Below are 21,407 nucleotides of genomic sequence, written 5' to 3' on the forward strand. Positions count from 1 at the left end.
CCGGAAATCGGCATTTGCAACAGCCCCGATTGGCGAACGCGGAAAAAAGAAAGCCCCGCAATAAGTGCGGGGCTGTCAGGAGGATGAGGCGAAACTGGGTCAGCGAGGCCTGTCGCCCAGTACATGCTGCTTCCACAGGGCGAATGCCTCGTCCGGTCCCAGCTCTGCGAGGATGACGATGGGCTGGCCCCGACGGGCACGCAGCGATGCGAAATACGCTGGCCGGTCGGCGATGGCGTTGAGCTTGATGCCCTTTAGGAACAGCAACTGGCGGGGGCGAACTTTGGTGGTAACGCAGGCATGATTGCGCTTGTTTGGGGCAAAAGGGCCAGCGAAGCGGGCGGACACGGCCAGAAAACCGCGACGAACTACTTGTACTTGCCAGGCGAGGCGAACGGGTGACATCAGCATATCGCTATGCGGTAAAGAAGACCGTCCTAAAGCTTGCAGGATCCCGGCATAGCTTCATCATCACCTCTCCGTGACGGCTCATTGGAACGAAAAAGGCCAGCATCGCCGTGATGGACTTTCATAATTGCCAGGTCAACTGGCTTGCGTGCTGTTTATTCACAGCAAGGCATTGCGACGTCGTTGCAGCAATCGCCGCCATCGCAACAGGGCGTTGCAGCAAAAGCGGCGGTGGGCGCTAGCATGAGGGCCAAGCCGCGGCCGCTCATGCTGGGGGCCGTTCTCTTCAGATTGGTGTCCTGCACCGTGTGCATTGCGAATTTCCGGATCGTCCCAATGTCACTGGGACTCCTTTGTGGCGGCCGGGTTCTCCACGCTCATGAACGACTGGGCCACCAGCGCGATCGCCCCGCCCACGATGGCCATGTCAGCGATGTTGAAGGCGGGCCAGTGCCAGCCGTGCAGGTGAAAGTCGATGTAGTCGATAACGTGCCCGCGCGTGGCGCGGTCGAACGCGTTGCCCAATGCGCCGCCCAGAATGAGGCTGTACGAAAGGCCTTCCGTTTTGCGCAGCGGCCGGGAGAGCAGCCATGCGAGCCATGCCGATATTGCGAACGCGATCGCCAGAAAAAACCACCGCTGCCAGCCGCCCGCGCCAGCAAGGAAGCTGAACGCCGCGCCGGGATTGAGAGCGTGAACTAGGTTGAAGAATGACGCCACCTCGTGCGACCAACCCAAGGGAGTTGTCGCGTCAATGTAGCTCTTAGCTGCCTGATCGCCGGCGAATATAACGATCGCGAGTGAGTACCACTGCGTCTTGCGAAGAGATGGTTCATCCATTGTTCATGCCGCCTTGAACTTCAGGAGGCGCAGCCCATTGACGACAACCAAAAGACTTGCCCCCATGTCAGCGAACACAGCCATCCACATGGTGGCATGCCCTGTGAACGTCAACGCAAGGAACACCGCCTTGATGCCAAGGGCCAGAACGATGTTCTGCGTGAGGATCGCCGCAGTGCTACGCGACAGCCGGATGAAGGCGGGGATCTTGCGCAGGTCGTCGTCCATCAGGGCGACGTCGGCTGTTTCGATCGCGGTGTCGGTGCCGGCCGCGCCCATGGCGAAGCCGATGTCGGCACGGGCGAGCGCGGGCGAATCGTTGATGCCGTCGCCCACCATGCCCACCTGGCCCTCGCCGCCGACCAGGCTTTCGATGGTCTTGAGCTTGTCTTCGGGCAGTTGGTCACCACGGGCTTCAGAGATTCCGACCTGGGCAGCGATGGCCGCGGCCGTGTGCTGGTTGTCCCCCGTCAGCATCAGCGTGCGCACACCCAGCGCCTGCAGGTCGGCCACCGCCTCACGGCTGGTTTCCTTCACGGTGTCGGCCACTGCAAAAATGCCGAGCACGGTCGCATCGTCCATCAGCAGGATCGCTGTCTTGCCTTGGCGCTCCAGGGTCTCCAGCCGAGCCTGGAGCGTCGCTTCGCTCAGGCCCAGCTCCTGGGCGAGCCTGTGGTTGCCCATGTGCAACATGCGCCCGGCGACGCGGCCGCGCACGCCGCGGCCAGGCAGCGCCGCGAAGTCGTCGACCTCGTGCAGCGCGATGCCGTCACGGTTCGCCTTGCGGGCGATGGCCTGAGACACAGGATGGTCCGAGCGTGCCGCGAGGCTTGCGGCCCAGGCGGCAACTTCCTGCGCCTCGCCGATCAGCGGCACGAAGTCGGTCTGCTCGGGCTTGCCATGTGTGAGTGTGCCGGTCTTGTCCAGGGCCAACGCCTTGAGCTTGCGCCCGCCCTCCAGGTAGACGCCACCCTTGATCAGGATGCCGCGTCGGGCGGCAGCGGCCAAGCCGCTGACGATGGTGACCGGCGTGGAGATGACCAGAGCGCAGGGGCAGGCGATCACCAGCAGTACCAGGGCCTTGTAGACCCAGTCAAACCATGCGCCGCCGAAGGCGAGCGGCGGCACGACGGCAACCAGCACGGACACCGCGAACACCGCCGGCGTGTAGACGCGGGCGAACTGGTCGACGAAGCGCTGCGTGGGCGCACGGCTGCCCTGCGCGGACTCCACGGCATGGATGATGCGCGCGAGCGTCGAGTCGCTGGCGCCTGCGGTCACCTTGTATTCGAAAGAGCCGGTCTCATTGATGGTTCCGGCGAAGACCTGGTCACCTTCGGCCTTCTCGACGGGCAGGCTCTCGCCGGTGATGGGCGCCTGGTTGATGGCCGATCGACCCGAGGTGATCAGGCCGTCCAGTGCGATGCGCTCGCCAGGACGCACGCGGACCACCGCGCCCTTTGCGACCTCCTTGGCCGGCAGCTCTGTCCATGAGCCATCGGCCTGCCGCACGGTCGCGGTCTCGGGCGCCAAGTCCATCAGCCCCCGAATGGCGTTGCGGGCGCGGTCCAGCGACTTCGCCTCGATCACTTCCGCCAACGCGAACAGGAACATGACCATGGCGGCCTCCGGCCAGTGGCCGATCGCCATGCCGCCGGTGACCGCGATGGCCATCAGGGCGTTCATGTTCAGGTTGAGGTTCTTCAGCGCGATCCAGCCCTTCTTGTAGGTGCTGAGGCCGCCGGTGAAGATCGAAACCAGTGCCAGCACGATCACGGCCCAATGATTGCCGTCGTTGACCCAGTACACGCCTTCGGCGGCCACCGCCGCAACGCCCGAAACCGCCATCGGCCACCAATTGGTCTTGTGCGCGGCCACCGGGGCATCGCGCGGCTCATCAGTCCTCTGGACCTCGGCTTCCATGCCCAGCGATTCGATGGCTTCGACTGCCGGCTTGATCGCGTCGGGTGTGTGCCGAACCGTGAGCGTGCGCTGCATCAGGTTGAAATCCATTCCCTGCACGCCCGGCATGCCTTGCAGCTTGCCGCGGATCAGACTTTCCTCGGTCGGACAGTCCATCTTCGCGATGCGAAGTACCGTGGTGGCTGTCTGCATGTCCTGCCGCGCAGCCTGCATTCCAATGGAAGCAAGCGCCTTCTCGATCGGCGCTGAGGTCGCCAGCGTGTGCTGGACTCCCAGCACACGCTGCATCAGATTGAAGTCGAGCGCGGTCACACCCGGCAGCTTGCCCAGCCGGTCGCGGATCAGCGCTTCTTCCGTCGGGCAATCCATGTTCTCGATCCGGTACGTCACCCGCTCGCCGATCGGCGGCGCGGAAACGGCAGCGGTTGGTTGCTGCTGCAGGGCCGAGGATGGGATCACAGCCGCGGCTTCGATCGGCCCCGTGTGGCCGAAGGTCTGCTCCTTGGCGCGCATGCCGATCGAGGCCAGGACCTGCTCCATCTGCGCGCGTGCCTGAGCGAGGTGTTTCACCGACAGGGTGCGCTCAGCGAGGTCGAAGTCGAGGTCCTGAATTCCCTCGACTGCCCCGAGGTGCGAGCGGATGAGTTTCTCCTCGCTCGGGCAGTCCATGTTCTCGATGCGGTAGGTGGTCGACACGGCGGCGTCTCGGACAGCCTGAGCCTTCATGCCCACCGAATTCAGCGCTTGCTCCAAGGCATCGGCCGAGACTTCGCGGTGCGAAATGGTCAACAAACGCTGCGGAAGATCGAACAGGAGCCGCTCGACACCGGGCATGCCCTCCAGCGTTCGCCGCACCAGTGCTTCCTCATTGCGGCAATCCATGTTGCTCACGTGGAAAACGGTGGTTTCAGTGCTGGCCTGCTCACTGGCGCACGCCGTCTGTTGGCCATTGCCGCCGGAGCAGGCGCATGGGCTGGAAGGTTCTTTGTTCATAGATCGCTCTTCATTGACAAGGTTTTCCCCGGATGCCATCATTAGAAAACCTCTAGTAGATATAGAGTCAAGTTTTTTATAGGAAGCAACCATGATGCGGATCGGTGAACTGGGCAAGAAGGCAGATTGCTTGGTGCAGACCGTGCGCTTTTACGAGTCAGAAGGCTTGCTGCCCGAGCCTGCACGTAGCGAGGGCAACTTCAGGCTCTATGACGAAGTCCATTTGCAGCGCTTGCTGTTCATCCGCCGCTGCCGGGCGAAGGACATGACGCTGGATGAGATCCGTCAACTGCTGAACTTACGGGATCGGCCAGAGTTGGGCTGCGGCGAGGTGAACGCGCTGGTCGACGCTCATATCGCGCAAGTGCGGACCAAGATGAAGGAATTGCGCGCCTTGGAGCGCGAGTTAATGGATCTGCGACGCTCCTGCGATAGCGCCCGAACCTCGCGCGAGTGCGGCATTCTCAACAGCTTGGCCGAGCCCGCCTGAAGCTCGAGCGTGTCATCGGTGCTGGAAGTGATCGGGTCCAGTTCTGAGAGCCACGTGCCGCGCTCCATCATGCGAAAGCGCGCGGTTCTGACGTTTTGAGACGGCGTGCGACCGAGGGCGTGGCCCACAGGAGCCAGCGCGAGCCGGACGACCTGCGCGCCGCAATCTCCGCCACCTTACGGGTTCTCCAGGCCAGACCGAGCATCGCGGCGTGGCTGCGCAGGTGCAGGTGCAGGCCAAGGTAGCAGTGCGCCACGACGCGGCCCGACTCATGGGCACGCCACGCAACTCGCGATCGCTTCGCAAGAAGCCGCAAGGCCCGACTCGCGCAAGAATGCGACGTGGGCAAGATCGTATAGCCAGCAGCGCAAGCGTTTGCCGCTGCTGGCCGGCTCCGGAAGGGATAGACAAGCTGCGGGCCGTAGTCCATTGGAAAGTCCATCTTTCTTGAGTGTCACTCTTTGGCGCCCAGCGTGTGCTTTTGCGACCGGAAAGCGCTGAACAAGTGGCCCCCGGGCATCCAGAAATCGCCGTAGTTGACTTGGGCGTCTTCGTGCTCACGCTTGTGATGCCAGCGATGGGCTTCAGCCACCCCGATCAACAATCCCAACGGCCCGACCCGGTATCCCAGATTGGAGTGCTGGAAGGCCAGATGCACGACCAAGAAGCCGAGCCATGCGCCGACGGCCAACCACAGCTTGGAACGCCGCTACTGGCTCAACGGGGAGTGGAAAGGCCGCCCGCCCTCTAGCAAGGCGGCACAAGCGAGCGCGACGATCACTGTGAGTAGCTCCGTCGGAAAAGACGGCCGGCCGGTCGCGAGCTCGCCGAAGAGCACAACCGCAGTGGCGCCACGGATCAGTGGATAGCAGCCATACCGGATGACAGTCGCAATGAAGGGGGCGCATTGGTGCTCATCTGTTCTGTCCTAAAGCTCTGACTGGATTGGAAAACCTTCTAGCTACGGTAGAGTCAAGGGCGTCCGGGAAGACCCTGTGGCAAGTTCGTTGCATCTGCGCCTTGACTCTCCAGCCGCTACAGGCTTCAGCATCCATCGATTTGGAAGGAACAATGCATGGCTGAAAACCACAGAAATCACGAAAACGACGAGTTGGGCCGCCTAGATGCGAGCGATGCGAAGGACCGAAAGATTCTTCTGACTGTGTTGCTGATCAACCTGACGCAGTCCGCCGCCGGCATTGCCCTTGGCATCTGGGCTGGCTCTACGGCGCTGATGGGCGCCGGGTTGGACAACCTCGCCGATGCGTCGGTCTATGCGGTTAGCCTGTATGCCGTCGGTCGTGCGGCAACGGTCAAGGTGGGCGCGGCCCGCTTGTCGGGTTTCTTGCTAATCGGCCTGGCCGCGCTGCTGCTGTTGGAAGTCCTACGCCGCTTCGCTGGAGGGGAAGAGCCTGTCGGCCCAGCCATGATGGCCATGGCCGCGCTGAACGCGGCTTTGAACCTAGTGTGCCTCAGACTACTGCGCCGCCATCGCGGGGAAGATGTGAACTTCAAGGCGTCAGCGATCTTTACCAGCAACGACTCCATCGTCAATGGTGCGATTGTGCTGTCCGGGGTGCTGGTGATGGGGTTCGGGTCGAACATCCCGGATCTGGTGCTGGGCGTCATCGTGGCCGCAATCGCAGCGAATGGGGGGCGGGAAATCCTGCGCGAAGCATCGGAAACAGCTCGCCGTAAGGCGGGCACATAAGGCATGTTTTCGCCCAGTTCATCCCGAGGTTTACCTCTGCAAAAGAGGTAGTCCAGCCTTTGGGCTACGGCCTCGGCTGCAGCCGAGCGTACCATTGGCGATGGCCGCGCGATAGGCGGGCATGCCGTTCTCGACCTCCGTCTGCCGTACAGCAGCGGTGCGCAAGGTTGAGGGTGCATGTCGTCTCTCCTGTTCGTGTGGCCCAGGCCAATGGCCGGGCCGGGACGTTGATGGGCAGGAGAATGGCGCCGAAGGCCCAACGGCCTTCGGCTCGGGAGAAAAGAGGAACCACCCGTGGGCTGATTGGCAGGCCCGGTCGTCGCTAGAACCGTCTGCTCATCAAGCAATCACACCCGGCCCATGTCGTGGCTGGGGCCGGCATCGTCTGGCGCACATCCGCGCACAAAGGGAGCCCGTTTTTGCACCGGCGGGCACCGGCACCGATTACCGCTGACCACGAAGGGTCTCCCGGTGGCTCGTGCAGCCTGGCAAGCCACCGGGAGACCCTTCGCAGAGGGCGGAAGAAACGCAGATCAACAGAACGCGCGTGGTGCGGCTCGCAGAGAAGCTACCTTCAGGTCCCGCGGCCGGGGACGGCTGGGCGGGACGCGCACACGGATCAAGAAGGCGTTGCGCGCTGGGCGTCCCGCAGGGCATGCGGCGGAGTGCGGGACAGGGGCCACGCCGCCGAAGGCGGGCACGGCTCACGGGGAACGGGGGCGGTCAGGAGCCTTTGCGGCCGCTACGGCGCGGGCGCGAGGCGCCGCGCTTGGAGCTGCCGGATTCGACTGGCAGCGTGCCTTTGCAGTCCGGGTAGCGGCTGCACGACCAGAACGGGCCGCTCTTGCCGCTGCGCTGGCGCGTGGGTGCGCCGCACTGCGGGCATGCCGGCCCTTGGGGAACCTTGATGGACAGGGAGGCGCTGCCGTACTGCGCAATCAACTGCGAAATCCACGCGGCCTGCTTGCCGATGAACACGTCCAGGGTGAGCTGTCCGGCCTCGATCATGTCGAGCGCCTGTTCCCAGACGGCGGTGGTGCCAGGGTCGGCAATCGCCGCAGGCACGGCATCGATCAAAGTGAAAGCCGCATCCGAGGCGCGGATGGCGCGCCCCTTCTTCACGAGGTAGCCGCGAGCGATCAGGCCGCCGATGATGTTGGCCCGCGTCGCTTCGGTGCCGATGCCAACCGTATCCTTGAGCTTCTGCTTCAGGCGGGGATCGGACACCAGCTTGGCGACGCCTTTCATGGACTTGACCAACTCGCCTTGCGTGTACGGTTTGGGCGGCAGCGTCTTGAGTGCCTTGAGATCGACGTCGGCCACCTGGCATGCCAGGCCCTCATACAGTTTCGGCAGCGCGGGCAGCACCTGGGCGCGGACCGCAGTATCGCCCTCGCCATCACCGTCTTCGGCCTGCGGCTCGGCGAGCACCTGGCGCCAACCCGGGATGACAACCTGCTTGCCCGTGGCCGCCAGGTTCTGCCCCCCGCACGAAAACTTGGCCACAGTGCGGTCGAACTCGTGGTGAGGGAGGAACTGCGCCAGGTAATGCGACCGGATGAGCCTGTACACGGCCAGTTCCTTCTCGCTCATGGCGGAGAGCTTCGCCGGTTCGAGCGTCGGGATGATGCCGTGGTGCGCCGTGACCTTGCCATCGTTCCAGGCGCGCGAGCGCTGCGAGCGGTCGAGCTGGCCCATGATCGAGCGCAGCGAGGGATCGGTCTTGAGCAGGCTGTCGAGAACGGTGGGCACTTCGGCAAACATGCTCTCGGGCAGGTAGCCGGAGTCCGAGCGGGGGTACGTCGTGGCCTTGTGCGTCTCGTACAGGGCTTGGGCAATCTCCAAGGTTTCCTGCACGTCCAGCCCAAGCTGCTTGGAACACACTTCCTGCAAGGTGCCCAGGTCGAACGGCAGCGGCGGGCCTTCGCGGACACGCTCAGTCTCCACCGACACGACGTGGGCACTGCCCGCAGCGCGGATCTGCTGCATGGTCTGCTGTGCGACCGGCTGCCGCAGGCAGCGGCCTGCGTCGTCGGTGCACGCATCGGGTGGAACCCATTGCGCGGCGAAAGTCGAACCGCCTGCGAACAGGGACACGGCGATGGCCCAGTATGGTACGGACACGAAGCGCGCGATCTCGCGGTCGCGGTCCACAACGAGCTTGAGCGTCGGGGTCTGTACGCGGCCGACCGACAGCACGCCGTCGTAACCCGCCTGTCGCCCCAGCACCGTGAACAGCCGGCTCAGGTTCATGCCCACGAGCCAATCCGCACGGGAGCGCGCCAGCGCCGAGTGGTACATCGAAAGCGTCTCGGCCGAAGGCCGCAGCTTGCCCAGTGCCGCCCGAATGGACGCATCGTTGAGCGCCGACAGCCACAGGCGTTCGATGGGGCCGCGGTAGCCGCAAAGCTCCACGATCTCGCGGGCGATCAATTCGCCCTCGCGGTCGGCATCGGTGGCGATAACCAGGTGAGTCGCCTTCGCCAAGAGCGCCTTGACGACCTTGAATTGCGTGGCGGTCTTCGGTTTGACCTCGACCCGCCAGTGCTGGGGAATGATGGGCAACTGCTCAACGGACCATCGTTTGAGCTGCTCGTCGTAGGCCTCGGGCGGCGCCGCCTCCACGAGATGGCCGATGCACCAGGTGACCGTGACGCCGGAACCGTTGAGGCAGCCTTCACCGCGCTGCGTGGCGCCGAGAATCCGGCCAATGTCTTTGCCCTGGGAGGGCTTCTCGCACAAGAACAGCCGCATATCCGTCCATCCCGATTCCTGTTGTTCATGGAGTTGCTGGGATCGAGGATGCCGAGCGCAGCCCCTGGCAGCAGCAAACAAGCCGCATGCGGCAGCGACCGCTTTCACGCCGATGAAATGGCGAGTGCGGGGAAGGTGCGTGGCCGGAAGTGTGCGGGCCGAGAGCCGCGATTTCCGGGAGCGCGCGTGGAACTCGGTGGACGTTGGTGGAGCTATCCCCTGGGGATAATTCGCAGCGCATGGAGGGCGGCGAAGCACTGCGGCAGCCGCCCTCCATGCCCGATCACTTCCTGCGCTTGGTCTCTTTCGGCGCCGTCGATTCCTGGGTGGCCTGGGGCTTCGGCTCTGCCTCCTGTGGCTTCGGGCTGAGGGCCACAGACTCGATGCGGTACGGCAGGATGCCGACACTGCGCGCGTTGACCTGCCAAGTCTCACGCGGCTGATCTTCGTTGTCCGTCCAGGGGTCGCGCTCCATGCGGCCGACGACCAGCACCCGCATGCCCTTCTGGTAGAGCTGCTGCCAGCGGTCGGCGTCGTGGTGCCAGAGTTCCACCGGCGCCCAGAAGCCGCCGCGGTCCTCGAACTCGCCGCCCTTGGTGGGGACGGGGTTGTCGAAGTACACGTTCAGCCGGAGCAACCGGCGAGGATCGTCGTTGCCATTGGGGAATTCGCGGTACTCGGGAGGCGATCCGATGTTGCCCTCGCCGATGAATTGTGTGCTCATGTTGGAATCTCCGTGGTGGTTGAAATACCCGTGCCTCGTTGGGCTCGGGCGCGTGCTCGGATGGCAGGCGCAATCACCGATCGCGCACTGCGGCAGGAACGGACGCGAGCCGGCGCAGGTAGGTGTTGTCCGCCTGCGCGGCCTTGCTGGCGCATTCCTGTGCTTGCCTGCCCAGGGTGTGCAGCAGGCTGATCTGCATGTTCAGCATGACGCGCTGCAGTTCGATCTCGTGCAGGTCGTGCAGCAGGTTGACCGGCGTGCTGGGGCTCGCCATCAGCTCCTGCCACAACGCCACGCCCATGGCCGATCGATCGTGCTTGCGCCAGCGAAGAAAGGTCGTGCCTGCGCCAGTGGTCTGCTGGGCCAGCTCGACGGGAAGCAGGTGGAAGGGATGCCCGCACGCCTGTGGCAGCACCTGTCGCTGCGCCAGGGCAATCAACTCGTCGCGCATGGCGAAGCACTGGCTGGCCCAGGCCTCGAAGTCCCCTTTACCTTTAAAAGGCTTTAAAAGGCCTTTTAGAGAGGCCGCGTGTTCCAGCCGCATGAAGGCTGGCTGTTCCAGACGACGGAAGTAGCGCGGTTCGCGGTTCGGGTCGCTCATGCCGGTTCGTCCTCGCCGGCGGCTGTGGACTTGGCCTCGGCCGAATCGGCGGCAGCGCCTTCGTCGGTGGGAGATGCGGCTGCGGCAGCGCTATCACCACGCTGTTGCAGACCACGGCGCACGACGGGCGGCGCAAACTTCGAGCGGCGCATGCCTTCGAGCACGTCCTGCGGCAGTTCGCCGAACTTCTCCAATGCTGCCCGAGCTGCGGCGTTCTTGGCCGCGAAGTCGTCGCGGGTGCAGCCCGAGTAGCGGTATTGCTGGGCCAGGCTGAACAGGCTGCGCAGCGCGTGGGCACCTTCGTTGAGCCAGCGCTCCAACGTCGAGCGATCGATCAGCGCGGTGTGGTGGGCGAGGATCAGCTTGCGCGCGATGTCGTCGTAGTCGGCCAGGAGATAGACGGCGGCAAAGCCCAACTGCGCATTGACGAACAGCGGAAGCTTGACGGGCTGCACGTTGAGGTTCTCGCCCAGGGTCAACGCGGCGGGCACGCCGGCCAGGGCCTGGTCCACCTGGTCGCGCAGCGTCTGCAGCGTGGTCCTGGTCTGGTCGAGCTTGTCTTCGATGCGAAGCATCCACCAGTCGCTGTATGGGTCGTCCTGCTCCGAGCCGCGCTTCATCTTGTTCATGACGGCGATGTAGCCGTTCAGGCCGACGATGCCCGGTCGCCCCTCGGCGGCGGCGCGGCCATGCCAGATGCGCGAGGCGTGGTGGGTGTGCAGCGTCAGCGACATCGCGCTGCGCAGGGAGCCGAGGTTGAGTTGCAATGGTTCGTTGCTGGTTGCCATGGTGATCGCTCGCTGGTGGACAGGGAGCCGCCAGCATCCGCATGCAGCGGAAGGCAGTCAGTCAACAAACCGAAATGAGCCGACCCCCGGTTCTGTGCGCGCTGGCGGCGCAGCGCGCAACGGTCCCCTGGGGACCGCTCCGCAGATGGGCACTCACATCGGCGTTCCCGTCCTCGGTTGTTGACGGTATGCGTGCTGCACCGCACGTCGCGCTGCCGTTCGACACGATCCTTCGCCGCGCAGCCGTCCCCAGGGGACCGTTCCGTTGAGCGCCATGGAGGTCTGCTTCATGGTCTTGCATGCGCTCTACTCAGGTTTTGCGCAGCATGTCGCGCCGTCGCCCGGCGCTTCACCGCACAGCCGTCCCCAGGGGACCGTTTCTGCCGACCGCCATGGAGATCTACTTCACGGCTTTGACAAGCCCTGTGCTCAGGATTTGCGCAGCAGATCGCGCAGGCGCTCGATGTGCTGCCGGGCCACCTCGGGCGGCACGACGTTGCGCGGCGGCTCGGTTGGTGGTGCTCGCGCCGCCGATGGTGTTGGCGGTGCCGGGCCGGTCTGCTTGGCCCAGGCATTGAACTCGCCGCGCATGGCGCGCTGGATGATGCCGAACAGATAACCGGCGGGGTTGCGGATGCCATGCTTGCCGCACCGTGCGGCCCATTCGTCCAGCACGGCCTGCCGCAGGGCAGCGTCCACCTGCTGCAACGCCATCTTGGCTCCGGCCTGCTGTTCCGCCTTCAGTTCCGCGAAGCGCTTGGGCCATTGCAGGTCGCCCAGCGCACGCGCCTGCGCGGTAGTACGTACTTCATCAATACGACTACTACGTACTGTACGGTCCTGCTTCGAATTCCGAAGAGCGCCGTCTGGCGCGGGTTTCGGCCCTGCTTCGGATTCCGAAGATGGGCGATCGCCATTCCGAAGAAGGCTCGCGGGCCCTTCTTCGGAATCGTGGACCGCATCCTCCTGTGGATAACTTTCGGAGGCGGTGATGCCCTGGTCGGCCAGGCGCTCGGCGAGCACTTGCAGCCGCGACGGCAAGGTGCGTCCGGACAGCATCGGGTCGTCCGCGATCTCCTGGAGGGTGTTGAGTCCCACCACCTGGACGGCCTTGGCCGAATGCCCCAGCGACTGGCTGACCAGGGCCAGGTAGTCGGCGTCGAGTTGCATCGCCTCGAACGGCGTCAGCGGTTCGTCGTGCAGGACGTAGAGGTTGCCGAGGATGCGACCGGTCTTGGGGTCGCGCCGTCGTCGCACGAGGCTCAGCCAGCGCGTCAGGCGCAGCAGCGTCAGCGCCCGCGCCACGGTCTCATGGGAGGCCTGGCCTGCGCAGGGCATCGACGCCAGCCAGGGGCGCAACTGCTCATAGGTGGGAAATGCCGTGACGCCATCGTCGTTGAGCATCAATCGGAACACCTGCCAGGCGTTGCGCTCCAGCGGTGTCAGGCGGCGGTCGAGGAACAGCCGCCGCGGCACGCTCCCGTGCCGATTGCCACTGAACAGGAAGGCGTCGCCGGACGTAGGAGGCGTGGGCGTTGGAGCAGGCAGGGACGCGGGAGCGCCAGAGCTGGACTTGGGCGCGAGGTCCTTCAGCGCAGCGTCGAACAGGTCGGCGAGTGCGATGGGGCCAGGGCGCTGGGCTCGTGGGGCGGTGTCGTCCACGGCCATGGCCTAGCCCAATCCCTGATCGACCCAGTTCCTGATCGCGGCCCAGACCACCGAGAGCGGCAGCGACATGCCCTCGGCCAGGTCCATGGCCGCATCGAGAATCGAGGTCTCGTCCTCCAGATCGACGTTCCTGCTGCTGGTCACGGCTTTCCATTGCCGCCACAGTTCGGTGTCCTGGGTCTCGTCCAGGACGGGGTGGCGCCCCTTGCGCTTGGGCAGGCCGAGGATCTCCCGCCGCAGGGCGACTTCCTGATGGGTCAGGCCATAGAAGCGGCTGACCATCTCCGTGCTGGCCCCCAGCCGCAGCATGCGATCGACCGTGGCGATTTCCTTCTCCACGTCCTGTGCCTGGTTGAGCAGGCGCTGCAGCACTTCGCGGTTGACCGTGACCGAGCACCACGAGACGCTGGCGTTGGCCAGCACGCTGATCAGCGCGGGGTGCTTGAGCGCATCCAGCTCGGCCTCGCCGAAGCCCATGGCCTTGCAGCGGCGCAGTTGGCCGTTGCGAAGGTCATACAGCGCCTGGGCAATCACGGCCTGGTTGAGCGGATGCGATGTGGACATGCGGCCTCCCTCGCTCACGTCCCGGGCGCCGTGGTGCCGGCTTCCAGGTCCAGCAGACGCCGGGCGAGGCGCAGCAGCCGAAAGAGCTTGACCAACGCCGTGTCGCTCAAGCGCCTTGCGCCGCTGCCATGGCCTTGGCTCTGGCCGTGCAACAGGGTCGGCAGGTCGGCGGCGAGCTGCGCGCCGTCCAGGCCCGCTTCGGCGACGGGCTGACCCGTCAGGGAAGTGAGCAGCGTCAGCACCGCGCGGCCGAGCGGCGACGGGGCTTGGCCGCGGGCGCGGCACGCAAACCCGATGCCATCGGCGCGATCCTCGATGCACTCGTCCAGGCCTGCCTCCCCGGCGATCTCGCGCGCGAACTGCGCGATGTGGATGCGCAGCCGATCGGGCGTGTCCAGGCCGGCGTCGATGTACCAGACGTCGGAGATCGGATAGAGTCCGCCGAGTTGCACCGGGATGGACTGCAGCACGCTCGCCGAGAAGTCGGGCGGCAGCGCATCGCCCAACTGGTCGGCGACCATGCGCTGGATCGATTGGAGCCGTTCTGTCGTCGGTGCTGGCGAGACGATGTGCTCGCGAAGCAGATCGCCCGGTGCGGCCGGCTGGCTTCCCGTGGCCGCTTCGCCAACCGCCGTGTCGTCGTGGCGCAAGGTGGGCTCGGACGCCGGAGGGCTGGCGGGTGGAGGACCGGCCGCCGCTGCAGGCGTGGCGATGGACGATGCTGCGCCCGGCGGAGTCGGCGTGCCGGCGGTGGGCGAAGGCAACGCCGGCTGCGCCGCAGGTGGCGTCGGGTCACTGACCAGCGCCCGGTGGCGGCTTTCCGATTCGGTCAGGTCCAGCGCCAGCACGTCGTAGCCGATGCCCAGCAGCTCGGACATCTGGCCGATCAGCTCGTCTTGCACGCGCTGCGGCGCGAACTCGTCGCCCTGCGTGTCGAACTGCGCCAGCACCTCCTGAAAGAAACTGTCGAAGTCCAGCGGCAGCGAACGGTCCTTGGCGTAGTGCTCCCAGGTGCGTTTGCAGGCCGTGCGCATGACCGACAGCCGCTCGACCTGGTGGCGCCCCAGGCCGCCATAGAGCACAGTGGGAATGGCGGGCAGCAGGTAGCGCACCGCGTCGGCCATGCGGGTGATGTGCGACCGCTGGACGGGGAAGCCATCGGCCGCCAGGCGGCGGGCCAGTTCCGACTGGCTCAGGGCGGCGCCGCTCTCCTGCTCGTAGAACTCCCGTGCTTTCTCGACGCCGAGCGCGCGCTCGATGAACGTGAGGCCGCCGCGCAGTTCGTTCTCGGCAAGATGCCCGGTCAGCGCGACGATTTCACCGCGCTCCGGCCATGGTCGGAACAGGCACGATATGCGGAAGAAGCGTTCTTCCTTGGTCTCCGACCAGAGTTCGCGCAGGATCGCCAGTCGCGTGTTGCCGCCGTTGCGGATGATGTAGTGGTCCTCGCCGGGCCTGCGCGTGATGGCCGGCGCCGCGTCCAGGCCGCGCTCGCGGATGGATGCCTTGATTTCCTCGTAAGCCGGGTTGCGCTTCATGCGCGGGTCATGGTCGTAGGGCCGCAACTGGTCCAGCGTCACGACCATGGGCGTGTCCGCGATCGGGTCGCTCAAGGCCGTAGCCGCTGGGCCGCTGCGCTCGAAGCCGGCCGCGAGCAGCTTGCCTGCCATGTCCTGCGAGGTCATGTCAGCCATGGCCGCACCCCTCGCAGTCCCCACGACCGCCGGCCGGCGCCATGCGGGCCTCTCGCTCGGCGCGGCGGATCTGCGCACGGGCGTTCAATTCGGCCCGGTGGTCACTCGCTGTCGAACTCGTGTAGATCGCCGCGCAGCCGGCCTTGGTGAACTTGAGGTGCCCGCCCGGCGTGCGCTTGACGTGCCAGCCCTCACCGACCGCGAACTCGATCAGGGCGCGCAGCCGCTTGTGGCCGCGGGCCAGCTCATGTGCGTTCGCCATGGGGCCTCCCAGGATCAAGAGGTCGCTGCGGGCGGCCGGATACTTGAGCCAGTCGGTCCTGCCATTGCGGGAACAACTCGCTGGCGAGCGCGCGCATCGTGTCGAGCGCGGCAGGGGCGACTCTGCCGGGCGGCTGGCGGTGCTCGACCCGATGCACCGGCAGGCCGCGCGTTGCGGCACGTGGATACGCTTCTATGGCCGGCACGTCGGTGGCGAGCACGCGGATGCCGGCGCTGTCCTGGAACAGGTCGCGCAAGGCCTGCTGGATCAGCCGTGCGTTGGCGGACACCGGGTGGACGCGGTTGATGAGCAAGTGCAGCGGCGGCGGTTCGATGCCCAGGTGCCGGTACGGCGCAATGTCTTCGAGCAACTGCATGGTGCCGCGCCGCAGCTCGCGTGCCGCGAGGATCTCCGGCGTGACGGGCGACAGCGCGAGATCGGAGGCGAGCACCGCCATCTCCAGCAGCACGGAACGCGCGCCCTGGGTGTCGATCAGCACCAGGTCGTAGAGGGGAGCAAGTGCTGGCAGCAGATGCCGCAACCGCAGGCGGCCATCCGGCGCATGCAGCAACAACGTGTTCAGCTCGCCCCGGTGGTCGTCGGACAGCACCAGGTCCAGGCCCGCGATGATCGTGCGGGACACGAGCTGGCCAAGGTCGCGCTCGTTGAAGGCCAACAGCTCATAGATGCCGCCCGGCGCGCGCTGGGTCAGTTCGTAGTAGGAGGACAAGGTGGGCTGCACGTCGAGATCGAGCAGCAGCACGCGCAGGCCCGCGTCCGCGGCGAGCCCGCCCAGGTTGGCGGCCGTCGTGGTCTTGCCGACGCCGCCCTTCGTTGAAATGATGGACACGACCTGCATGGCGCTCTCCGGCTGGGAATGGGAAGTCCGCGGGAGAGCGGGTCAGGTCCGGTGGTTGAGGCGCTCGGCGATCCACTGGTCGATTTCGATCGAATCCCAGCCGACAGCGCGCACGCCCAGGCGCAGCGCCTGAGGGAACTGGCGCTTCTTCATCAGGTTGTAGATGTGGGCGCGTTTGAAGCCGGACTTCGCTTCGACTTCATCGAGCCGCAGGATGCGGCGCTCGTTCGGCGGGAGTACAGGGGTCTGCGACATGGCGGTCACTCCTGAACGCTCGGTGGCGTTTGTTGGCGTGACCTCTATTCAATAGACCTGGCTGCGGAAAGACATTGCAAATGCAATCTCCGCGATTGCACATACAAGCTGGATAACCTCATGCGCTTGCGCTACGAACGTACCTCTTAGCGTTGGCGAACTTTCCGTTTAAGGTGCGCTCAGTGATGCCCATGGTGCCGCCGTAGTGGGCGACCAATGCAGAGACAAGGGCCTCCTGCGTTTTGAAGCTGGAATAGGGCACGCCTGAAGGCGACTGGCTCAGCATCAGCGTCAACATCCCTCCAATGATGTTGAGATAGGTCGTTTCCGCCCGTTCGCTGATCTCGCATTGCTTGGATGCCAACAGCACCGAGGATTGCTTGAGTAGCGTGTCGTGCTGCTCCTGCAGTTCTCGCATCTCACGTCGGGCTTGTTCAAGCGCGGCCTGAAGGGCCAGCCGCTCCACGAGGATCGCCTGTCCTGTTTCCATGGTGATGAAAGGATGCGCCATGCGTTCGCCACGGCTGAACAGAAATCCTGGCCGGTGCTCGGGATAGTGGGTGCGCATCCAGCGTTTTAGATCGACATGGCGAACAGTCAGATCCAGAGAATTGAGCAGGTTCGGATCATTGAGCGTGATCCCGTTCTTGCCGTAGGGCAGCTCTCCGTTGAGGATGCCGTCATAGATACGTTCCGAGTGCAGCCGGCACTCATTCCATCGAGGGCAGTTCAGCGACCGAGGCAGGACACGCGGTGACGCGATCGTGGCCAGGATCATCGGGAGATACCGCAGCAACCCAGCCCATCGGATGGCCGCCTCGATGGGACGATAGAACACCTTTGATGTTGAAATGTCCTTGTGCATGTCTTCGTCTCCTTTCGGGTGCGCTACATCACCGGCTCCTTTCTTGCCCAAGGGCTGTTGTGTCGTTATGGCCTGCGACGGACGCTTGAGGCGATGCCCTAAGCGAAGGCGGAGGAGGCCATTGGCGTCCGCCGCAGGTGGCCTTGTCTTGCTTGATATGCAAGAATCGATCAGTTGCCGGCCCATCGAGCGATGAGGACGCAAGCTCGATATTGGCGCTCACGGTACCAGCGTCATAGGTGGCGCAAAGCCCATCAAGACCGATTTGGTATGGTCTGATATCCAGACGGTTCAAGACCAGCGAGTTGAAGCGTTCGACGCCCCTACGTCCAGTTGGGGACTGGAAATCAGCGGTTAGTGATGCATCGCTCCACATGCTGATATATCGACAAAGTATCTGCCGCAGTACCAGTGACCCTGCCAGGTTGCCCCAGCACATAGGAGACGGAGATGGCTGAACATTCCCATGAACATCAACATCACACATCCGGTCAGATGGGTAAGCACGGCCGACCATACGCCAAGTTCTGGGTGAACATGGTGTTGGGCCTCGTCGTCATGTACTTCGTAATGTTCAGCATGATCGACGGCGCCAGGGACTTCAGAAACAATCTCAACATGCTCTACATGGCGGTCACTATGTGGGCGCCAATGGGCATCTTCATGCTAGCGACAATGCCCGGCATGTTTCCAAACCGGCGGCTCAATCTCGTGCTGTACGGCTTGTTTGCCGTTCTCACACTCGGTTCTTTTGCCGCTACCCGTGCTCAAACCGGAATCGGCGATCGACAGTTCATCGCGTCTATGGTCCCGCACCATTCGGGAGCGATCCTCATGTGCCGCGAGGCGCAGCTCTCAGATCCGGAACTCGTCAACCTATGCCAAGCGATTTCCGATGGCCAGCGCGCGGAGATCGAGCAGATGAACCGGATTGCTGCACGCCTTCGTTGAGGCTGGCTGCCACTACACTGGCGCCGCGTTGCGCTCCGGCGAAGTTAGCCGCAGCGATGTAAAGATGAGTACTTGCGGTGTTCCGATGCCGGCGGTTGTGTCCTACAGCCGTCCAGGTGCCAGGTAGTCCACGCGACACCACCCCGCGCTGCCTGCGGAGCGAGCGCAAGTCATGATCGTCGCAAGTTGGAGTTCGATAGCGAACCCGCTCAGCAGCTGGACGCATCAGGCGTAACGACGGGTGGATGGATCATCCTTGGACGCTGGTGGAAGTGGTTGGATGAACTTTGTTGCCGAGGGCGAAAAACAAGGCTATAATTGAGTTCTTCGCTGATCACCACAGTGGAGAAAGTGATTGGGAAACAGAGACTTAGCGCTCTAGTGCATGACTCGTTTCCCGCTCCAGATTCTACAGGGCCCCGGCAGGGGCCTTGTTTTTCTCCCGCCACGGCAAGGCGGGGCACGTTGAGCCGCAAGGCTTTGCGCGCAGTCAGAAAGGTGAAATCGCTGGTGTGTTTTCCGGATTTCCGGTAGCATGTCGGCTTACGCGGGAATAGCTCAGTTGGTAGAGCGCAACCTTGCCAAGGTTGAGGTCGCGAGTTCGAGTCTCGTTTCCCGCTCCATGTTCCGACAGGCCCCATCATGGGGTTTTGTCTTGTCAGGGTTCCGTTCCTGGCGCGCAGTACGTTGGCCTCATGGCAGAGTGGCTATGCACCGGATTGCAAATCCGTTTACAGCGGTTCGATTCCGCTTGAGGCCTCCAAATAAAGCCCTGATTTATCAGGGCTTTTTCTTTGCCTGACGTTTGGCCGTGCTAGCCGGAATCCCCTGATTCGGCCCTGAAATCATCGGTCTGCCACCCGTTTCCGGGTGGCAAACTCGCGTTAACATGTGCCGAGTGCGTTTACGTGAGTTTGAGCAGGGATGGCAACCAAGCGACGCCGGGGCGACTCCTGGCAGTACACGATCAAGCGGGCGGGGCTGCTGCCCCAGCCGGTCTACCTAAGCTTTGCCTCGGAGACGGAGGGCGACGAGTACGTGCGCCGCCTCGAGGCGCTGCTCGACCGCGGAGTGGTGCCGGAGGAGCTGGCCAACACCAAGGCCGCCGCGAAGGATCTGCGCAGCCAGGTCAGCGAGTATCGGAGCGCTCAGCACATCTCGGTCGATGACGAGCAGCTGCTGCCCGTCCTGCTCTCTCGGCTGCCAATCGGAATTACCCTGCCGCAGCTGACGTTTACGTGGGCGACCGAGTGGGTCACGACCATGAAGCGTGAGCAGAACCTCGCGCCTTCGACCATCCGGCACTACGTGGGTGCCCTGTCGCGCGCCCTGGACTGGCTGGCTGCGCATGGCGCGCTGCCAATGAATCCACTGCGGCTTCTGCCCCGGGGCTATTCGACGTACACGGCTGACGACAAGGTAGCTGTGAAGCGTATCGACGGGGAAGCGAAAGCTGACCAGGAGCGTGATCGCCGTCTGGAGCCTGGTGAGGAAGAACGCATCCGCCAGATCCTGGCCGGCGCAAAGCCGCCGGGACGTCAGCGGCCGCTTGATCTGCCACAGCGCGAGGCGCTGATAATGATGTTCGACATGGCGCTAGAAACGGCCATGCGCATGCGCGAGATCTACACGCTGGAGCGCAGCCAGCTCGACGTGGCGCAGCGTACGATCTTCCTGGACAAGACCAAGAACGGGAGCAAACGTCAGGTACCCATGACATCAGTTCTGCTGGCGAAGCTTGCCGCGTACGGGGGTGACTACGAAGGGCGGCTTTTCCCGTTCTGGACCGGCGAGCGTAGCCCTCTGGCCCTGCGGCGCGTATCGAGCAAGCTGTCGCGCCAGTTCGAACGCATCTTCGTCTCGGCGGGGTGCGCGGATCTCGGCTTCCACGATCTGCGCCACGAAGCGACGAGCCGACTGTACGAAAGGACCTCGCTGACGGACATTCAGATTGCGAAAATCACCGGCCATCGGGATCCGCGGCAGTTAAAGCGGTACGCCAACCTTCGCGCTTCCGATCTGGCCGATCAGCTTTGGTGATCGGCCTGTTCGTAGGCGCGGAGGTCGGGCAGCTTTGTGCGACGAGACTTGCTTACACGTCTCGCCTGCCCTGACGCGGAAGCGTTGGCTGCAGGTCGGTTGCCGATCGCCGATTTCTTTCGTTCGGCGGCTTGCCTGCGCCCTTCCGAGCGCAGGAAGTCGATCAGGTCCTCACGTAGCATGACCGTGTGCTTCTGATTGAGGCGCACGGCCGGCACCTCTCCCTTATCCACAAGCTCTTTCATCGCTTCCAGTCCGAGCCGCAGCATACGTGCCGCCCCCTCAATACCCAGTGTGTCAGCGATCTCGTCTTTGAATTGCTTAGAGGTGTTGTCAATCGGAAAGTTTCTCATTGGCCTACAAACTCATGGCAAACTTCATCCCAGCAATCAGGGGGATTTCTGAAATGAGCTTTTCTGACGGGATAAGTGAGTGCTGGTGGCTTAGCGAAACCTGCGTAGTAAACTGGGACGCATGGGCCAGCATCGGCACTGTCGCGGGTGTTGTGACAGCACTCTCTGTGCCCGCTGTTAAGCGCTTCTTTGCGAGTCGACGTGTGAGTGCGATTTTCGCTGCCGCTCACGTCACGCAGCTTGAGGCCGCACAAGCAGCAATTAGGAATTTCAGTTCTGCGTACTCGTTCGCAGCGCCCTCGACGGGGTCGGCTGATAAACGCTTGGTTCTCAAGAGCGATGCCGGGCTTGCCAAGGCCGCAGAGGCGCTTGTGGAAAACCTTGCCTCCGTCCGCGCTCTTGAAGTCGATCTGAGCAAGTATCCTGACGTAGGTACTCTTCTTGCCGCGGACGTTTCTCGGTCTTTGTACTTCGTCAGCTACATATCGAAATTGGCCGGGCTTCTTCAATATGACAGGAGTAGCGTGGAAGACGAGGTATGGATCAAGTTCTGCGTCGCGATGAATCGCAATTTGGGCGACGGTCTTGCCGTGCTGGATCATGCGACCAAGGGGTGCTCGGCCGCGATCGGGCGTACGTCGATTCTCAAGCGGTTCCGCTAGGT

Annotated in this window: 22 protein-coding genes and 2 tRNA genes; 7 read left to right on the plus strand and 17 right to left on the minus strand. The window is 64.0% G+C overall.

The window, feature by feature from the left end; translation table 11 throughout:
- Positions 1-99: 99 nt before the first annotated feature.
- From ACT6SE_RS07090 to ACT6SE_RS07100, 3 genes are all read right to left on the minus strand, one after another.
- Complete coding sequence (locus ACT6SE_RS07090; RefSeq protein ID WP_003108988.1) at positions 100-411, minus strand: hypothetical protein; 312 nt, start codon at positions 409-411, stop codon at positions 100-102.
- A gap of 336 nt (positions 412-747) precedes the next feature.
- On the minus strand, positions 748-1,248 hold the full coding sequence (gene lspA / locus ACT6SE_RS07095; RefSeq protein ID WP_003098955.1) for a signal peptidase II: 501 nt from the start codon (positions 1,246-1,248) through the stop codon (positions 748-750).
- 3 nt (positions 1,249-1,251) lie between these two features.
- Entirely contained in the window at positions 1,252-4,164 is a 2,913-nt protein-coding gene (locus ACT6SE_RS07100) for a heavy metal translocating P-type ATPase (protein ID WP_003098961.1), read from the minus strand.
- Positions 4,165-4,255: 91 nt separating this feature from the next.
- On the opposite strand from ACT6SE_RS07100, the gene cadR reads away from it, so the two are divergent.
- A complete protein-coding gene (gene cadR, locus ACT6SE_RS07105; RefSeq protein WP_003098965.1) occupies positions 4,256-4,654 on the plus strand; it encodes a Cd(II)/Pb(II)-responsive transcriptional regulator in 399 nt (132 codons plus the stop codon).
- 67 nt (positions 4,655-4,721) lie between these two features.
- Here the strand turns inward: cadR and ACT6SE_RS07110 are convergent, their stop codons facing one another.
- Complete coding sequence (locus ACT6SE_RS07110; RefSeq protein WP_055312603.1) at positions 4,722-5,096, minus strand: DUF3703 domain-containing protein; 375 nt, start codon at positions 5,094-5,096, stop codon at positions 4,722-4,724.
- A 12-nt stretch (positions 5,097-5,108) separates the two neighbouring features.
- Positions 5,109-5,345, minus strand: a complete 237-nt coding sequence (locus tag ACT6SE_RS07115) for a hypothetical protein (RefSeq protein ID WP_003098970.1) — start codon at positions 5,343-5,345, stop codon at positions 5,109-5,111.
- A 384-nt stretch (positions 5,346-5,729) separates the two neighbouring features.
- Between ACT6SE_RS07115 and ACT6SE_RS07120 the strand changes: the two genes are divergently transcribed.
- Positions 5,730-6,365 carry a cation transporter gene (locus tag ACT6SE_RS07120; RefSeq protein WP_003098972.1) on the plus strand — a complete coding sequence of 212 codons (636 nt, stop codon included), beginning with the start codon at positions 5,730-5,732 and terminating at the stop codon, positions 6,363-6,365.
- Between the two features lie 723 nt (positions 6,366-7,088).
- Here the strand turns inward: ACT6SE_RS07120 and ACT6SE_RS07125 are convergent.
- From ACT6SE_RS07125 to ACT6SE_RS07175, 11 genes are all read right to left on the minus strand, one after another.
- Entirely contained in the window at positions 7,089-9,119 is a 2,031-nt protein-coding gene (locus ACT6SE_RS07125; protein WP_003116834.1) for a DNA topoisomerase III, read from the minus strand.
- Between the two features lie 283 nt (positions 9,120-9,402).
- Positions 9,403-9,843 (minus strand): single-stranded DNA-binding protein, encoded by a 441-nt coding sequence (locus tag ACT6SE_RS07130; RefSeq protein WP_003098976.1) that lies wholly within the window; start codon positions 9,841-9,843, stop codon positions 9,403-9,405.
- A 73-nt stretch (positions 9,844-9,916) separates the two neighbouring features.
- Complete coding sequence (locus tag ACT6SE_RS07135; protein WP_003098978.1) at positions 9,917-10,444, minus strand: DUF3158 family protein; 528 nt, start codon at positions 10,442-10,444, stop codon at positions 9,917-9,919.
- Complete coding sequence (locus tag ACT6SE_RS07140) at positions 10,441-11,232, minus strand: PFL_4669 family integrating conjugative element protein (protein WP_003098981.1); 792 nt, start codon at positions 11,230-11,232, stop codon at positions 10,441-10,443. Before ACT6SE_RS07140 ends, ACT6SE_RS07135 begins: the two co-directional genes overlap by 4 nt.
- Before the next feature lie 429 nt (positions 11,233-11,661).
- Positions 11,662-12,900 (minus strand): STY4528 family pathogenicity island replication protein, encoded by a 1,239-nt coding sequence (locus tag ACT6SE_RS07145; RefSeq protein ID WP_008264646.1) that lies wholly within the window; start codon positions 12,898-12,900, stop codon positions 11,662-11,664.
- A gap of 3 nt (positions 12,901-12,903) precedes the next feature.
- A complete protein-coding gene (locus tag ACT6SE_RS07150) occupies positions 12,904-13,464 on the minus strand; it encodes a DUF2857 domain-containing protein (protein WP_003090097.1) in 561 nt (186 codons plus the stop codon).
- A gap of 14 nt (positions 13,465-13,478) precedes the next feature.
- A complete protein-coding gene (locus ACT6SE_RS07155; protein WP_003098985.1) occupies positions 13,479-15,158 on the minus strand; it encodes a ParB family protein in 1,680 nt (559 codons plus the stop codon).
- On the minus strand, positions 15,151-15,420 hold the full coding sequence (locus tag ACT6SE_RS07160; RefSeq protein ID WP_003050422.1) for a hypothetical protein: 270 nt from the start codon (positions 15,418-15,420) through the stop codon (positions 15,151-15,153). The genes ACT6SE_RS07155 and ACT6SE_RS07160 overlap by 8 nt, the downstream gene beginning before the upstream one ends.
- Positions 15,404-16,279: a ParA family protein gene (locus tag ACT6SE_RS07165; RefSeq protein WP_003098988.1), complete on the minus strand. Its 876-nt coding sequence runs from the start codon at positions 16,277-16,279 to the stop codon at positions 15,404-15,406. The genes ACT6SE_RS07160 and ACT6SE_RS07165 overlap by 17 nt, the downstream gene beginning before the upstream one ends.
- Before the next feature lie 42 nt (positions 16,280-16,321).
- Positions 16,322-16,534: an AlpA family transcriptional regulator gene (locus ACT6SE_RS07170; protein ID WP_003090093.1), complete on the minus strand. Its 213-nt coding sequence runs from the start codon at positions 16,532-16,534 to the stop codon at positions 16,322-16,324.
- 118 nt (positions 16,535-16,652) lie between these two features.
- Entirely contained in the window at positions 16,653-17,399 is a 747-nt protein-coding gene (locus ACT6SE_RS07175) for a hypothetical protein (RefSeq protein WP_003098991.1), read from the minus strand.
- Between the two features lie 450 nt (positions 17,400-17,849).
- On the opposite strand from ACT6SE_RS07175, the gene ACT6SE_RS07180 reads away from it, so the two are divergent.
- The 4 genes from ACT6SE_RS07180 to ACT6SE_RS07195 all read left to right on the plus strand — a co-directional run bounded on the left by ACT6SE_RS07180 (position 17,850) and on the right by ACT6SE_RS07195 (position 20,390).
- Positions 17,850-18,350, plus strand: a complete 501-nt coding sequence (locus tag ACT6SE_RS07180) for a DUF305 domain-containing protein (RefSeq protein ID WP_003098996.1) — start codon at positions 17,850-17,852, stop codon at positions 18,348-18,350.
- A gap of 547 nt (positions 18,351-18,897) precedes the next feature.
- Positions 18,898-18,973 (plus strand) — tRNA-Gly (locus ACT6SE_RS07185).
- Between the two features lie 66 nt (positions 18,974-19,039).
- Positions 19,040-19,113, plus strand: a tRNA-Cys gene (locus ACT6SE_RS07190).
- 161 nt (positions 19,114-19,274) lie between these two features.
- Positions 19,275-20,390 carry a site-specific integrase gene (locus ACT6SE_RS07195; RefSeq protein WP_444811119.1) on the plus strand — a complete coding sequence of 372 codons (1,116 nt, stop codon included), beginning with the start codon at positions 19,275-19,277 and terminating at the stop codon, positions 20,388-20,390.
- Here ACT6SE_RS07195 and ACT6SE_RS07200 read toward each other — a convergent pair.
- Entirely contained in the window at positions 20,378-20,743 is a 366-nt protein-coding gene (locus ACT6SE_RS07200; protein ID WP_444811120.1) for a hypothetical protein, read from the minus strand. The genes ACT6SE_RS07195 and ACT6SE_RS07200 overlap by 13 nt on opposite strands.
- Here ACT6SE_RS07200 and ACT6SE_RS07205 point away from each other — a divergent pair.
- Positions 20,743-21,405 carry a hypothetical protein gene (locus ACT6SE_RS07205; protein WP_279934158.1) on the plus strand — a complete coding sequence of 221 codons (663 nt, stop codon included), beginning with the start codon at positions 20,743-20,745 and terminating at the stop codon, positions 21,403-21,405. The two genes, ACT6SE_RS07200 and ACT6SE_RS07205, sit on opposite strands and share 1 nt — an antisense overlap.
- The last annotated feature ends 2 nt before the right edge of the window (positions 21,406-21,407 follow it).

This window comes from Stenotrophomonas sp. LC732 (assembly GCF_052446685.1).
Classification (GTDB): Bacteria; Pseudomonadota; Gammaproteobacteria; order Xanthomonadales; family Xanthomonadaceae; genus Stenotrophomonas; species Stenotrophomonas muris.